Origin of the sequence: Dyadobacter sp. CY261 (assembly GCF_021440085.1) — a bacterium.
Classification (GTDB): domain Bacteria; phylum Bacteroidota; class Bacteroidia; order Cytophagales; family Spirosomataceae; genus Dyadobacter.
In genome coordinates this window covers 148,309-163,355 of sequence record NZ_JAKCPW010000003.1, presented here as the reverse complement: position 1 = coordinate 163,355, position 15,047 = coordinate 148,309, and the positions used below count along the sequence as shown (strand labels likewise).

The following is a 15,047-nucleotide window of genomic DNA, read 5'->3' as shown; positions in this document are numbered from 1 at the left end:
ACCTAATATTTAATTTTACTATTCAGCTAAATGAGCAACCTTCCGTCTGCCGGCACCGCCCACACCTCCCCGCCCAAGTTTACTGATAAAAAATACCTTATCACGCTCGTCTTTGTTACGTCCCTTTTTATGTTCTGGGGGATTGCCATTACGATGGGTGATGTTCTTAATAAACACTTCCAGCACGTGCTGAGCCTGACTAAGACACAGTCCGCATTTGTGCAGTTTGCGATTTTTGGGGCGTACTTCATTATGGGTATTCCTGCGGGGTTGTTCATGAAGCGTTTTGGCTATAAAAGCGGCGTGTTGCTTGGTTTGTCACTTTTTGCACTCGGTGCATTCTTGTTTGTTCCGGCGGCAAGCACAGCTTCGTTTCCTTTTTTCGGCGTCGCGCTTTTTATCCTGGGCTGTGGTCTTGCCACGCTTGAAACGGTAGCACACCCGTTTGTAGCGTCATTGGGGGACCAGCGTACCAGCGACCAGCGCATCAACTTTGCGCAGGCATTCAATGCACTGGGTGCTATTCTTGGGCCAGCGATCGGCGGATATTTCCTGTTCCGCAACCATGTGGAGGGCAGTACTGATCTTACTTCTGTGAAGAATCTTTATATCGCCATCGGTTCGGTCATTGCATTGATCGCCCTGGCGTTTTCATTTGTGAAGGTACCTACGCTCATCGACCCGCATGCGGCCGAGATCGATCCGGACGCGGTGAATGTAGATTCGGAGCCCGGAAAGACATTGTTCCAGCATCGCCATTTTATCTGGGCGGTACTTGCGCAAACGTTCAATGTGGCGGCGCAAGGTGGTACATGGGCATTTTTTATTAATTACGGGCACGAAAAAATGGGTTTCTCCGATGCGGTGGCAGCCAATTACATGATCGGTTTTATGGCATTGATGCTAGCCGGACGTTTCGTAGGTACTTTCCTGATGCGTTTCATTGCGCCGCATTCACTGCTGGCTGTTTTTGCATTTAGCAATATCGTGATGTGCCTCATCGTGGCACAGGCCTGGGGATGGCCTTCTTTCATCGCGCTGATGATGCTCAACTTCTTTTTCAGCATCATGTTCCCAACGATTTTTAGTCTTGGTTTGAAAAACCTCGGGCCTCACACGCAACAAGGCTCTTCGTTCATCGCGATGGGCGTAGCGGGTGGTGCATTCTTCCCGTTCCTGATGGGTGCGGTGGCAGAAACCAACGTGGCGCATGCCTACTACCTGCCGATCATTTGCTACACGGTGATCTTCCTGTTCGGATATAAGTTTTATAAGGTACACTGATGACGGCCGATCATGGACCGCCGACCGCGGACTATGGTTTGTCAAGCATTTTTTGAGTTAAGATAATTAATAACTATAAGTCGGCGGTCCGCCGTCGGCTGTCCCAAAAATGCCGTGGTCTATAGTCCATCGTCCATGGTCACTAACAACAAAACACGCAATAATGAAACTCTGGGGAATCGACTTAGGAGGTACAAAAATAGAATGCGCAGTGCTGGATCCCGAAAGGAATCTGGAAGTGGTAGTACGAATGCGCGTGCCGACAGAATCGGCGAACGGCTATGATCACATTTTGTCGCAGATCAAAAAGCTGATCGACATGGTGGCAGACCAGGTTGGAGAGCGCCCTCGTAAGATCGGATTCGCAACACCGGGCGTGCTCGAACCGGATTCGCAATTGATGAAAAATTCCAACACAACTTGCCTGAACGGCATGCCGTTAAAGGCCGACCTCGAAAGAATATTGGGCGTGCCCTGCGAGCTGGCCAACGATGCCAACTGCTTCGCATTGGCCGAAGCACTGATGGGCGCGGGCAAAGATTACCATGGAGCGGAAGTCGTTTTCGGGGTGATCATGGGTACCGGCGTTGGTGGTGGACTGGTTGTGAATAATAAAATCATTGGCGGTCATCATGGTATCGGCGGCGAATGGGGACATAATATCCTCGAGGAAGGCGGCGATCCATGCTATTGTGGCAAGGATGGCTGTGTGGAGCAGGTTATTGCCGGCCCTGCATTGGAGCGCCATTATGCCAGGCTGAGCGGTGAGAAAGTATCGATGAAAACCGTGCTCGAAAGATACCACGCTGGCGACGATGAGCATGCCAAAGCGACCATCGAGCGGTTACTTGAATACTATGGCCGCGCGATCTCGACGCTGATCAACGTCATCGACCCGAACCTGATCGTGATCGGTGGCGGTGTGGGTAACATCGATCTGCTCTACACAGCCGGTTATGAACGCATCCGCAAGTATATTTTCAATAAAGGCATTGTTACTACGCCAATCGTAAAGCCCAAGCTCGGCGATAGCGCCGGTGTTTTCGGCGCGGCGCTGCTGTAAGCAAAATTCAGAGTTGTTCATCCCGACATTCGTCTGCCCAAGGGCTGGCCGGATGTCGGGATTTTTGTTGCTATTGCTTTAAAAGATATTGACAGTAAATCAGTAATTTATGTGGCTTCTTAGGACAGTTGTTCCAACATCTTATTAGTCATGTATTCCACCACCAGTACCCTTAGCAATCGTATCCGATCGATCGACACTGTGCGCGGCCTGATCATCATCGTCATGGCCCTGGACCACGTCAGGGATTTCTTCCACATTGCGGGTGCGACAGGCGATCCCACCGACCTCGCCACCACCACGCCCGCGTTGTTTTTTACCCGATGGATTACGCATTACTGTGCACCGAGTTTCATGATGCTTTCTGGTTTGTCGGCCTATTTGTCTGGGTTGAACAAAACCGCAGCCGAGAAGTCGATGTTCCTTATTAAACGCGGTTTCTGGCTTATTTTGGTAGAAATCGTGTTTATGACGCTGGCATTTACATTTGATATTACTTACAAAACGCTCTTTTTCGCGGTATTCTGGGCACTGGGTGGTGCGATGATCGTCCTGGGTATCGCAGTGCGTTTTGCCTCGGCGAGAACGGTCTTGCTACTTGGACTGGTGCTGGTGCTTGGGCATAACTTGCTGGATTATGTGAAGCTGGAAGAGAACACGCCGGCGGATATCCTGTTACGCATATTCTTCACCGGCAGGGGCACATTCCTGCCACGGCCCGATGGCGGCGCAATCATATTTCTGTACGTGATCTTTCCTTGGGCGGGCATCATGATGTCGGGCTATGGGCTTGGTATGCTGTACAACCGTAATGGTGACCCTGCGCGACGCAAGAAGCTGCTCCTTTTGATCGGTTTCGTACTTGCCGCGCTTTTCGTGGTTTTAAGATTAATAAATGGCTATGGCGATCCTGCCCCGTGGTCACAGCAAGATACGGGGATCAAAACGTTTATGTCTTTCTTTAATGTAACCAAGTACCCGCCGTCGCTGTTCTTCACTTTTATGACGCAAGGCCCGATCCTCATTCTGCTGGCACTTACCGAGCGGACAGACAATGCATTCAGCCGTTTCTGTACCATCTTTGGCCGGGTACCCTTCTTCTTTTTTGTGGCGCATTTTTACCTCATTCACCTTGCGACGATGGTGGTGGTATTCCTTTCCGGTTATACCTGGCAGCAGGCAACGGACGACAAGCTTTTCTTCAAATTCCGGCCTGATGATTTTGGTTACTCGTTGGGACAAACCTACATCATCTGGATATTGATTGTCTTAGCGATGTATTGGCCTAGCAAATGGTATGGAGCCTACCGCGCACGAAAGCGGACGTGGTGGCTGAGCTATTTGTAAGTGATTTTTAAATTAGACTACACACATATATGAGACGACTACTAATCCTGTTAAGCTTTTTCCTGCCGTTTCTCGCAACTGCCCAGGCTCCCGATGAGAACTATCCCGTTGATCCGGCCTCGGAGGAGCATGCCGGCGTGCCAAAAGGTGAGGTGCTGAAATTTGTTTTTGATCAATCCAAAATATTCCCGGGCACGTGGCGGGAATACTGGGTATATGTGCCTGCACAATATCGGTCCGATACCCCCGCTTGCGTGTATGTGAACCAGGACGGTATCCAATGGAAAGCGCCGGCCGTCTTTGATAACCTGATCCATCAAAAGGAAATGCCGGTAACGATCGGCGTCTTTGTTATGCACGGGCGTGTAAAGGCGGCTGATCCCACCGTCGCGAATGACCGTTTCAACCGCAGTTTCGAATACGATGGCCTGGGCGATGCTTATGCCCGGTTTATTCTCGAGGAAATCTTGCCGGAAGTAGAAAAGCAGAAAACGAGCGACGGTCGGCCGATCCGTCTTTCCAAAAATGGCAACGACCGGGCTATTGGCGGTTCAAGTAGTGGTGCCGTCTGTGCATTTACTGCTGCATGGGAACGGCCGGATGCATTCTCACGAGTTTTCAGCGCAATTGGTACGTATGTCGGCCTGCGTGGGGCCGAACGTTATCCCACATTGGTCAGAAAGGTTGAGCCCAAGCCGATCCGCATTTACATGCAGGACGGTGCCAACGACCTGAACATTTACGCCGGAGATTGGTGGATGGCTAACCAAACCATGCTGCGAGCGCTGACATTCGCGGGTTATGAAGTGAAGCATCAATGGGGCGAAGGTGGTCATAACGGCAAGCAGGGGACATCACTTTTCCCTGAAGCGATGCGTTATTTATGGAAAGGATGGCCCGAAAAAGTGAAGGCAGGACGGTCCCAAAATGCCTTTTTATCGGCGTTGCTGATCCCAGGCGAGGAATGGATGGAAGCGACTGAGAAATTTCAATTTGACCAAAAACCAGCGGGTAAACAAGCCGGTATTGTAAAAAGCCTGAAAGGTGCAGGCGTAGCGCTCTCGCCAGATCAGACATTGGTTTACACCAGCGAGCCCAATTCGCACTGGATTTACTCTTCCCAGATCCAACAGGATGGAAATCTTGCCCATAAGCAGAAATTTGGATGGCTCCATGAGCCCGATACCGAAGAAAGTGCGGGAGCAGGAGGCATTGTATGCGATCGCGACGGACGCATTTACGTGGCTACGAATATGGGCGTACAGATTCTCGATCAGACCGGGCGCGTGAATGCGATATTGCCTGTTTCAGGCGCAGTTTCGAGGATCGCTTTCGGTGGAAAGGATCTGGATACACTTTACATTACTGCCAATAATAGGGTGTACTACCGCAAGCTGAAAGCCCGTGGTGCAATGAGCGGGGAGGCACCCAATAAGCCGGATGCCCCTAAGTTATAATCGCTTTAATCCGGAAACTAGCCATTCAGGAAAATCGCGAGAATGATGAGCGCGCCCGCACCAAGGCTCATTGAAGCCGCAAACGGAAAGAAGTGCAGGAACTCAATAATACCGAATGCAACATAACCGATCCCGATAGGAGTAAGCACTTTTCGTGCAATGTCGTGGTTGCTGTCGGCATACCCTGCGGCCGACAGGATGAGCGCTATCGACATAGCATATACGACGAACAGGATCAGACTGTACCCTTCGTAATAATCTCCCATGCTGCGCATTGCCCCCATAAATTCAAATCGTGGGCCTGTCATTTGTTTAATTACCTCCTGTTTAGCGGGGTTGGTCGTTTCTTTCCAGGAAAAATGACCGAATGAATGGCCTATCAAATGAATAAGCACAAACAGCGCAGCAATGCGCATAAGTAGTCGGGGTTTCATAAAGGGGAGCGTTGATTTAGTTTACCATTCCATAACAATACTTTCGAACTCGGCGAGGCGTGTCAGCGTGACGTTAAGTGCGCCATCTTTCCAGGTGAAGTTCAAAGGCTTGCGGTCTGTCAATGTAAAAACTTTTTGCGGTTTTTTGGCAACGCCGATCCTGAATTGCAGGTTGTTGGCAGGCAACGGCTCAAAATAGGTATTTCCACTGAACCCCGTAAGGTTGATCAGGTGGAGGATCTGGCCGTCGGAGGTCGTTTTGCGGCTGTTTTCAATGGTATTTTTGGTAAACTCTTTTAATATGGTTTCCACGCGGGCAGGAGCATTGGTTTGAATGCTATGCGCAGCTTCCGGAAGCATGTAACGGATCAGGTCGAGCAGTAGGTTTTTGTGTTCCTGATAACCGTGCATATAGTAAATCCTGCCCAGGCTGATCGGGAAAAGCGCTGCTTTGCTCGTGGGATGGTTCTTGATTGCCAGCGCATAATAGCCGGTAAGATCGTGACCGCCGATGATCTCGGGTGGGCCGGGACGACCTTTGGCTAAAACAGGAAGCAATTTTTTATCTGCGCCGGAAAGATCGTACAAGCCGAGATTGAATTTCCAGAACACCCGATTTTGTCCCTTGAAACTTGTGAATATGCTCCGGTCGTCGGGTACCAGATAGTTTCCCGCTCCGTCGTTGTCTTTCTTCTCGATTTTTGCACCAAAAAGGGCCTGTAATGCCTCCGGAGCGTCAAACATCGTCCGATTGGTTCCGATGAGATGGGTGCCTTGGGCGCTGGCCTCTTGGAGAATGCGGATGGCTTCCGGTTTCAGGTAAGTGATTTCAGGCAGGATAATCAGCTTGTAGCCTTTTATTTTCTGTTCGAGATTGGTGATCTGCCCGTCTTCCACAATATCAAAAGGAATATGCGCCTCACGGAGCATCAATTGAATGCCGCGGTATTCCTGCATCGGCTCGCCGTTTGGCCAGGCACCCGGCGCGACGACCGCAATTTTGGCTACCGATTTATATTTACCAAAATAAGCCTCATTCTTTTTATGAAACCCATACACTTTCCTGAAAACAGGATAGTTGCGTTCGTCCTCATAGCCGCGCATATCGCCCATCATACTCATATCCAGCCCCGAGCCATTGGCAATGTTCTCATACAACCGGATCCGCGTTTCTTCCGGCTCCACCGCATTGTAACGCGATTGAAAGGAAATTTGCTGGATGCTCGCATTGCTGATGATGTGGCCCGGAAAAGAATTGACGGCATTACCGACATTGTCCGAAGCGTTATAAGGCCAGTAGGGCAGGGTGGTCATGCTTTGGGATTCATGGCGGATGATATCTACAAATTTGTCTGAGTAAGTGCAGATTGCGATCTGTTCATTTTTGGATTTAACCAGCTTGTGCAGGCGCTCCGACCAGTCTTCGACGGTCGTTTTCTTAAATTCGAGATACTTCTGAAAAAGCGGGTCGGCCTTGTTTTCTTCAACAGGTAGCGACTGGCCGTTGGTGAATTCAGCAAAGCGCTTCTTGTCATATTCATTCTGATCGATCCCGTGGTATTTGCCTTCATATGGGTTATTGACCTGATAGCCGGGCATGTTGAGGAAAATCCCATCGATAGGAAATGCGTCAATGACCTCTTCGATGATCTTGAATGCTTTTTCCTGCACATACGGCGCGTTGATGGACGCCACATACATATCGGTATTAATAATGCGTTCACCTTTTGGGGAAATGTAACACCAGTCTGGATGCGCTTTGAAAATGCTTTCGTGTACACGACTAAAATCGAAGCGGACGATTACCTTGATGTTCTTTTCGTGGCATTTCCTTACGACGTCTGCGAGAACGTTGTTGTCTTTCAAAAATGGGTTGCGGTAATGAAAATCCAGTTTGGTAGGATAAAAGGCCATAATGCCTCCTGCATTGATCAACAGCGTGTTAGCGGAGCAGGCGACGAGGTCGGTAACGATCGAATCGGCATTGATAGTGGCTGCTTCGTAGGCCGGAAGGTTCATTTGAATGACCCTGAGATTATTCCTCTTCCACCAGAAGGCCCCGGTGTTTTGTGCGGATAGGATACTTGTTTGAAGAATAAAGTAAAGGAGTAAAATGCCGCTTTTCATACCGTGAGTCGTGTTTGGTGCAAAAGATACAGCGCATTACGCATCTACTTGACGCCCGCGGATTGATTTTTATATTGCATTGGATGAAAATAATCCCTTTATCTAAACAGCAGCGCCATTGGGCAAGAAAAAGCTTTACGTTCTGATTCTGTTGATAGCCGTACAGGCCCCGCAGGTCTTTGCGCAGGATGGATGGTTCAAACGGTTTGTACAAAAAACAATTTCCGATACGACGGGCGAGGGTAAGTCCAGTTTCCGGGTGTATCCGACTTTGGGTTATTCGCCGGAAACCAGTGTGGAGTTCGGGTTTTCGTCGCTACTGTTGTTTCAGGCCAAAAACGACACATTAAACCGCCTGAGCGAGGTGGCTGCATTTACATTTGTCACGCTGGAAGGCCAATATGGCATATGGCTCGATAATGCGATTTACGGGGATAAAGATAAATGGTTCTTTCTTGGCCGAACGCGTTTTCAGCGTTTTCCATTACTTTATTACGGTATCGGGCATACGACACCGGACAAAGAACCTGCCCTGGTCGATGCTAATTATCTTCTTTTCAAACAAAGGGTGTTACGACGGGTCAGGCCTAATTTCTTCATTGGTCCGGAAATTGATTACCAGCAGCTCTACAATGCGGAATTTAAACAACCTGAGGACCATTTATACGATGAGCCGCTGGGGAGCGACGGAACGCGTAACATTGGGCTGGGTGCTGCGCTGGTGTATGATAACCGGCATAATGTCCTCAATGTGCGGAAAGGTTTTTTTGGCGAGCTGTCTTTTCTGAAATACAATCAGTCGATCGGCAGCCACCATAATTTTCAGGGATTTAACCTGGATATACGGAGCTCTCATCCATTGACAAAGCGCAATGTGCTGGCCTGGCAGGTTTACGGAAACTTTTTTACCGGCAATATACCGTTCAACCAGATGGCGCTCATGGGCGGAGAGATGATCATGCGAGGCTACTATTATGGCCGCTATCGCGATAAGAACATGCTTGCCACCCAGGTGGAGCATCGTTGGTTGCCGTTCGGATTTAGCAAGCGTTTGGGCGGGGCGGTTTTTGCCGGTGCGGCAGTGGTAGGGCCTAAGATTGGATCGCTCACGCCTGCACGTGCAAGGCTGTCGGGTGGCGTAGGCCTGCGGTATTTGCTGTTTCCCAAAAAGGATATTTTCCTTCGGCTGGATGTGGGCTTTACCAAAGAAGGTCCGGGATTTTACCTCTTTACAGGCGAAGCTTTTTAATCACGGTGCTTGTAGCCGAAAGCAACAAAGAAAAGCATTATGCCCACCAGGCCGAGCGCCCAGGATAGCGATGTTACTTCGGCGATCAGGCCGATCAGCGCCGGGCCAGCCAGTTGTCCCGAATAACCGAGGATCGTCACGGCCGACAATGCGATAGACGGCGGGATATTTGGAATGCGCCCTGCGGCAGTGAAAAATATCGGCACGACGTTTGCGGCTCCCAATCCTACTAAAACAAAACCGATTAATGCAGCAATAGCCGAGGGAATCAGCACGGCGACCAGGAACCCCGAGCCGGCGAGCAATGTGCCGTAAAGCACCACTTTTTTGGGTCCAAGCCGGTGAATGAGCCCGTCGCCCGTAAGGCGCATGATGGCCATCGCAACAGAGAATGCCGCGTAACCCAAACCAGAAAAGGACGGATCGAATCCACGGGAGAATTGCAGGAAAACGGCACTCCAGTCCAGCAGCGAACCTTCGGCCAGAAATAAAATGAAACACATGATACCCAGCAATACTACCGGGCCTTTGGGTAAAACAAAGCTGGTACTATCCATTTTGGCCTCTTCCGAATGCGGCAGCAGGTACCGCGACTGGGTGAAGGTGATAAGAACCAGCAGCCCTGAAATGGCAACTGCGGCATAAGTGGGCGATAGTCCTGCCTTAATCAAAAAACCGAGCCCTATCGAACCCATCAGCCCACCAAGGCTGAACATACCGTGAAAGGATGACATGATGTGGCTCCCGTGCCGCTCCTGCACTACCACGGCCTGGGCGTTCATGGAAACATCTATGGAGCCGATCCCCGCACCGAAGACAAATAATGCAGCGGCCAATTGATAGGCGGAACTTGCCAGAAGGAGTAATGGAAGCAAAGAAGCAATGACGAGCGCAGACACGATGGCTACGGCCCTGCTGCCATATTTGTTGATTAGTAGGCCAGTGACAGGCATTGTTAAGATAGCCCCTGCACCCAGTGCAAGCAGCACTACACCCAGGTCGGCCTCGCTCAGACCGAGTTTGATTTTAGCAAATGGCACCATCGGCGCCCAACTCGACAGGCCGATCCCGCACACCAAAAATATCAATAAAGTAGCTCTGCGCGCGGCGCTGATTCTCAATTTCCCTTCCATGATTACAATTTACTCATTTGCAAATTAATGCAATAACTATTTAAATATTGCAAAATGTTGCAAAATATTATTGCCGATGTGTGGCATTGTTGCAGTTTTACAACAAAAAAGGCCAGGTTCTTTGCCTGGCCCTTTAACATCTATCAGATATTTTTCTTTTTGGATTCTTTTACCGCAAAGTCCACCGCTCGCGCTGTGAGCGCCATGTAGGTAAGCGACGGGTTCACACAAGACGCGGAAGTCATACAGGCCCCATCAGTCACAAACACGTTTTTGACAGCGTGAATCTGGTTATTACCATTCAAAACCGAAGTTTTAGGGTCGCGTCCCATGCGGGCGGTACCCATTTCGTGGATGGCCATACCCAGGTAGGAGCCGTTGTCGTAGGGCTTGACATTTTTAACACCCGACTTTTCGAGCATTTCGGCAGCATCGTTCATCATGTCTTTCCGCATTTTCTTCTCATTATCACGAAGATCCGCGTCAAACACGACAGCCGGAATGCCGAATTTGTCTTTCTTATCTTTATTCAGGTACATGCGGTTTTCGTGGTAAGGCAGTGTTTCGCCGAAACCCCCGAAGCCCATGGTCCAGTTACCTGGTGTGGTCAATTCATCCTTGAAATCAGCCCCAAATGCGAGTTCAGCCACATTGCGCTGCCATCCCTGGCGGCTGCCTCCTCCCTGATAGCCGAAACCACGCAGGTAATCGCGCTTGTCGGAGCCGATATTCTGGTAACGAGGTACATATATGCCGTTTGCACGACGACCGAAATAATACTTGTCGAGATCGCCTTCCCAGGTGCCGCTGGCACCTGTGCGGAAGTGGTGGTCCATGAGGTTGTGGCCCAGCTCACCGGAGTCGTTACCCATGCCATTAGGGAAGCGCTCGGAAGTGGAGTTGAGAAGCAATGCGGTTGAGGCCAGCGCGCTCGCGCATACGAAAATGATATTGGCGAAAAACTCGCGTTCCTGCAATGTCACAGAATCGATCACACGTACGCCCGTGGCACGTCCGCCTGCTTTCTTGCCGTCATAAATAATTTCTCGTACAACCGAGTCGGGACGGAGCGTCAACCGCCCGGTTTTCATCGCTGGTGGTAAAGTAGACGACTGGGTGCTGAAATAAGCGCCATAAGGGCAACCGTATGAGCAACGGTTCCGGTATTGGCAGGGACCACGGCCGCCATCAAGCTGGATTTTGGTGGGCTGCGAAAGGTTGGCAACCCGCCCGATCGTCATGACGCGTCCAGGAAATTCTTTTTCCAGCCGTTTGCGCACTTCTTTTTCAACATGGTACATATCCATCGGCGCAATGAAATCGCTGTCGGGTAACTGGGGCAAGCCGAGTTTTTCACCGGAGATACCGACATGCTTTTCAACATATGAATACCAGGGTGCCACGTCCTTATAGCGGATCGGCCAGTCTACCGCGATCCCATCTTTCAGGTTTCCTTCGAAGTCGAGGTCGCTCCAACGATAGGATTGGCGGCCCCACATGATAGATTTACCGCCGACGATATTGGGACGGAACCAGTCGAAGCGTTTTTTCTCCTCGTAGGGCTGGTCCATATCGTTCATCCAGTATTTCTCCGTCATCTCGTTGTACGGATAATCGCGCGACAGGAACGGGTGGGTTTCTTTCTGCTTGACGGTCAACCGGCCATTATATTGGGTTTCCCAGGGGGCTTTCAATGCATTTTCATAACCTGTAACGTGTTCGAGGTTTTTTCCCTTTTCGAGCATAAGCACTTTCAGACCTTTTTCAGTCAGTTCTTTCGCCGCCCAGCCCCCGGAAACCCCGGAACCGATCACGATAGCGTCGTAGGTGATGTCTTTTTTTGCGTCAATATTAAGATTCGCCATTTTTTAATGAGTTTGGAATGGTCGGGCAGTAGTCAGGAGGTGAACTCATGGCCCGTGCTATTGCCTGTGAAATGTTTTCCGAATTAAAGTGCCCAGCTTTTTTGTCCTTTGGGCATAGGCCAGCTGCCTTCGAACCGGCCAGGTATCGGCAGGTAATCGAGTGCCTGGGTGGCGCCGATCTCGGAAGTGAAATAGCCGGTGATGGTAAGCCCTTTCATTGCGAGGAAGAAAGGCTTGTCGGAAACAGTGGTTTTTTTGATGATGTCGTTTTTTTGCGTCGCATCCAGCGAAGTGAATTCCTTGGAATACGTTTCTTTGGCCAATGCATCCACTTTGGCAAGGCCATCATAGAATTTTTTCTGCTCGTCCATCGGATAGCAGTCACGCATGACGCGCACGATAAACTTCTCGGCACCGGCCGCCTTGGCGCCAGGTGTTCCCGTGGTGGGGATGATCACATCTGCAACATCTGCAAGCAGTGCTTCCTGCTGATCGGACAGGTCGAGGGAGGGGCCGAAATTCAGGCGTTCGCCTGCGATACCGGCCATGAGCGGGGCTGAGATCGCACCGCCAAGCAGGAAGGTTATTCTTTGAACAGCTTCTCTACGGTTCATGGTTAGGTTATTAAGTCAGGAATTCAAATAGGTATAAAATATCTTTTAAAGATAATAAGAATGCACAATCTGCCATCATTAAGACCCGGATTTCCCGATTGTTCACTGAAAAATGCCAGTTGCTCATCAAATTTCTTTTCATCCAATCCGTCGGGTGATATTTGATTAATATTCTGAACCGGGGGCTAGGCCAACAGCAGTTAAAGGTTCTGTTGGACAGAGGTTGAAGGTTAAGTAATAGAGGAACGTTGAGTAAATAATGTGGATATCTTCCCTGAGTTTCAGGGAAGATATTTTTTTAAGGAATGACAAAGTAAGAATCCACAAATTGACGAAGCATATTAACCTGACTAAATCGAACAGCTGAGATTGACCGCATTCATATTCTGGCGGATCTTTGTGGGGCAGTCGAGGCGAGGGCCGGATATTTCCGGCCCTTTTTTATGCTCTGCCGCGTGCCGGAAAAGACGCCATTGATTTGATGTTTGTAAATTTTATCCTATCATTAGACTCCGTGATGCAGCCGCCATCGAACCGTTTTGCGGTTTTTATTCATTTTAATAGTTACTCAAATGGAATACAGACAACTGGGAGGATCAGGCCTGAAAGTCCCCGTATTGAGCTTTGGCACCGGCACATTCGGCGGTACCGGCGATTTCTTCAAGGCGTGGGGTAGTACACAGGTCGATGAGGCGAAGCAGTTGGTTGACCTTTGCATGGACGCCGGGCTCAATTTCTTCGATACCGCCAACGTCTATTCCCAGGGACTATCCGAAGAAATCCTCGGCAAGGCGGTCATCGGTCTCCGCGATAAGATCATTCTTTCGACCAAGGCGACCTTCAGGATGGGCAATAATCCCAACCAATCAGGTTCAGGCCGTTATCACCTGATCAAAGCCTGTGAAGACAGCCTGCGCCGGTTGCAGACCGACTACATCGATATTTACCACATGCACGGCTTCGACGGCACCACGCCGGTAGAAGAAACGCTTAACGCATTGAATGATCTTATCCGCGATGGAAAAGTGCGCTATATCGCCTGTTCGAATTTTTCGGGTTGGCATCTGATGAAGTCGCTCTCTGTCTCTGAGCGTTACGGTTGGGCAAAATATATCGCTCACCAGGCGCATTATTCGCTGCTGAGCCGGGAATTTGAGTGGGAACTGATGCCGCTTGGGCTGGACCAGAAAGTTGGTACGATCGTCTGGAGTCCTCTTTCTGCCGGGCGTCTGGGCGGGAAGTATCGCAGGAGTCAACCAATGCCGCCGGAAGGACGGATTGCACAGGGTGGCGGCGAAGGTCCGGCGATACCCGAAGACTTTTTCTTCAATCTGATCGACGTGCTTGATGAAATTGCTGCCGAAACGGAAAAGAGTGTCGCACAAGTTGCGCTTAACTGGCTTTTGCAGCGACCTACGGTAAGTAATATTGTAATAGGGGCCCGCAATGAAGAGCAATTGAAGCAGAACCTGGGTGCGGTGGGCTGGAACCTTACGTTGGAGCAGGTAAAGCGGCTGGACGACGCGAGCGAAAAATCTCCGGTCTATCCGTATTGGCACCAGCGCAAAAACACTACTTTGAATCCTCTGCCGGACTTTTACGGCCATTTTTCCAAACCTTAAACATCCAAACCGGAGGCCGGCTCCTATCTGGCCTCCGGAATATAGAGGCCATGCTGCATGGCGTACACGATAAGGTCGGTCGTGCGACGAACTTTAAATTTGTCCATCACGCTGCGGTGGTAATATTGGACCGTATGCGCGCTTAATTTCAGCTCATAGGCAATTTCCTTGATGGTGTGCCCGCCACAAACTTTTTGAAGCACTTCTTTTTCCCTAGGCGACAGGTGCATAACCACATCTTCTTCTGTAAAGACGCTATTGATGAGGCTGTCCCGGATAGCATTTCCAATGTACTGCTTGCCGGCCCTGACCTGGAAAATGGATTCCTTTAATTCTTCGAATAATGTCGACTTAGAAAGAAAGCTGTTCGCACCCCGGCGGATCGTGTGCTTGATCGTTTGTACGTCCGTCACTGTCGACAGTACGATGACCTTCATTTCTTTGGGGAAACTAGAACGGCAAATGTCGAGCAGTTCGATGCCGCTAAGGCCATTCAACATCAGGTCAATGACCAGAATGTCGGGTGGGGCTGCGCTTTTTTCAGTCAGAAAATGTTTGCCATCCGTATAAGCATCTACCTCATTTACTTCTGGTATAAGCTTCAAAAGGTTTCGCAATGCATCGGCCAAGAGGAGGTGTTCGTCTACTAAAACTATATTCATAGAATAACTTTTAAATTCATTCGACCTAGTTCGATTGGTTTTCTTTGTACGATCACGTCATTGACAGATTTAGCTGCAACCAGCAGTGACAATTTCCTGCCATTTTCCGTTTAAACAAATCAATCTTTCTGGTCTAAATACTTTAAAACAATCGAATTAGCTATCTGACGCGAAGTGAAACTTATCCAGC

At 49.8% G+C, this 15,047-nt stretch carries 12 protein-coding genes; 6 read left to right on the top strand and 6 right to left on the bottom strand.

The annotated features are described in order from the left end of the window. Positions 1-30: 30 nt before the first annotated feature. From fucP to LZD49_RS10590, 4 genes are all read left to right on the top strand, one after another. Complete coding sequence (gene fucP, locus LZD49_RS10605; RefSeq protein ID WP_234667329.1) at positions 31-1,284, top strand: L-fucose:H+ symporter permease; 1,254 nt, start codon at positions 31-33, stop codon at positions 1,282-1,284. Positions 1,285-1,447: 163 nt separating this feature from the next. Next, the gene (locus LZD49_RS10600; RefSeq protein WP_255720987.1) at positions 1,448-2,347 is read left to right on the top strand and encodes an ROK family protein; all 900 of its coding nucleotides are present in this window, start codon (positions 1,448-1,450) and stop codon (positions 2,345-2,347) included. Positions 2,348-2,497: 150 nt separating this feature from the next. Next, positions 2,498-3,694 carry a DUF1624 domain-containing protein gene (locus LZD49_RS10595; protein WP_234667328.1) on the top strand — a complete coding sequence of 399 codons (1,197 nt, stop codon included), beginning with the start codon at positions 2,498-2,500 and terminating at the stop codon, positions 3,692-3,694. Between the two features lie 29 nt (positions 3,695-3,723). Continuing rightward, on the top strand, positions 3,724-5,151 hold the full coding sequence (locus tag LZD49_RS10590; protein WP_234667327.1) for an SMP-30/gluconolactonase/LRE family protein: 1,428 nt from the start codon (positions 3,724-3,726) through the stop codon (positions 5,149-5,151). A gap of 17 nt (positions 5,152-5,168) precedes the next feature. On the opposite strand, the gene LZD49_RS10585 is transcribed toward LZD49_RS10590, so the two are convergent. Together LZD49_RS10585 and LZD49_RS10580 are read right to left on the bottom strand one after the other, a co-directional pair. Next, a complete protein-coding gene (locus LZD49_RS10585; RefSeq protein ID WP_234667326.1) occupies positions 5,169-5,585 on the bottom strand; it encodes an LIC_13387 family protein in 417 nt (138 codons plus the stop codon). A gap of 21 nt (positions 5,586-5,606) precedes the next feature. Further along, positions 5,607-7,712 (bottom strand): family 10 glycosylhydrolase, encoded by a 2,106-nt coding sequence (locus LZD49_RS10580; protein ID WP_234667325.1) that lies wholly within the window; start codon positions 7,710-7,712, stop codon positions 5,607-5,609. Between the two features lie 118 nt (positions 7,713-7,830). Between LZD49_RS10580 and LZD49_RS10575 the strand changes: the two genes are divergently transcribed. Next, positions 7,831-8,961, top strand: a complete 1,131-nt coding sequence (locus LZD49_RS10575; RefSeq protein WP_234667324.1) for a BamA/TamA family outer membrane protein — start codon at positions 7,831-7,833, stop codon at positions 8,959-8,961. Here LZD49_RS10575 and LZD49_RS10570 read toward each other — a convergent pair. From LZD49_RS10570 to LZD49_RS10560, 3 genes are all read right to left on the bottom strand, one after another. Beyond that, the gene (locus LZD49_RS10570) at positions 8,958-10,094 is read right to left on the bottom strand and encodes an MFS transporter (RefSeq protein ID WP_234667323.1); all 1,137 of its coding nucleotides are present in this window, start codon (positions 10,092-10,094) and stop codon (positions 8,958-8,960) included. The two genes, LZD49_RS10575 and LZD49_RS10570, sit on opposite strands and share 4 nt — an antisense overlap. Before the next feature lie 143 nt (positions 10,095-10,237). Next, entirely contained in the window at positions 10,238-11,959 is a 1,722-nt protein-coding gene (locus tag LZD49_RS10565) for a GMC oxidoreductase (protein WP_234667322.1), read from the bottom strand. 83 nt (positions 11,960-12,042) lie between these two features. Beyond that, entirely contained in the window at positions 12,043-12,573 is a 531-nt protein-coding gene (locus LZD49_RS10560; RefSeq protein ID WP_234667321.1) for a gluconate 2-dehydrogenase subunit 3 family protein, read from the bottom strand. A gap of 572 nt (positions 12,574-13,145) precedes the next feature. On the opposite strand from LZD49_RS10560, the gene LZD49_RS10555 reads away from it, so the two are divergent. Then, complete coding sequence (locus LZD49_RS10555; RefSeq protein WP_234667320.1) at positions 13,146-14,195, top strand: aldo/keto reductase; 1,050 nt, start codon at positions 13,146-13,148, stop codon at positions 14,193-14,195. Positions 14,196-14,218: 23 nt separating this feature from the next. On the opposite strand, the gene LZD49_RS10550 is transcribed toward LZD49_RS10555, so the two are convergent. Then, complete coding sequence (locus tag LZD49_RS10550; RefSeq protein ID WP_234667319.1) at positions 14,219-14,857, bottom strand: response regulator transcription factor; 639 nt, start codon at positions 14,855-14,857, stop codon at positions 14,219-14,221. Positions 14,858-15,047: the final 190 nt, after the last annotated feature.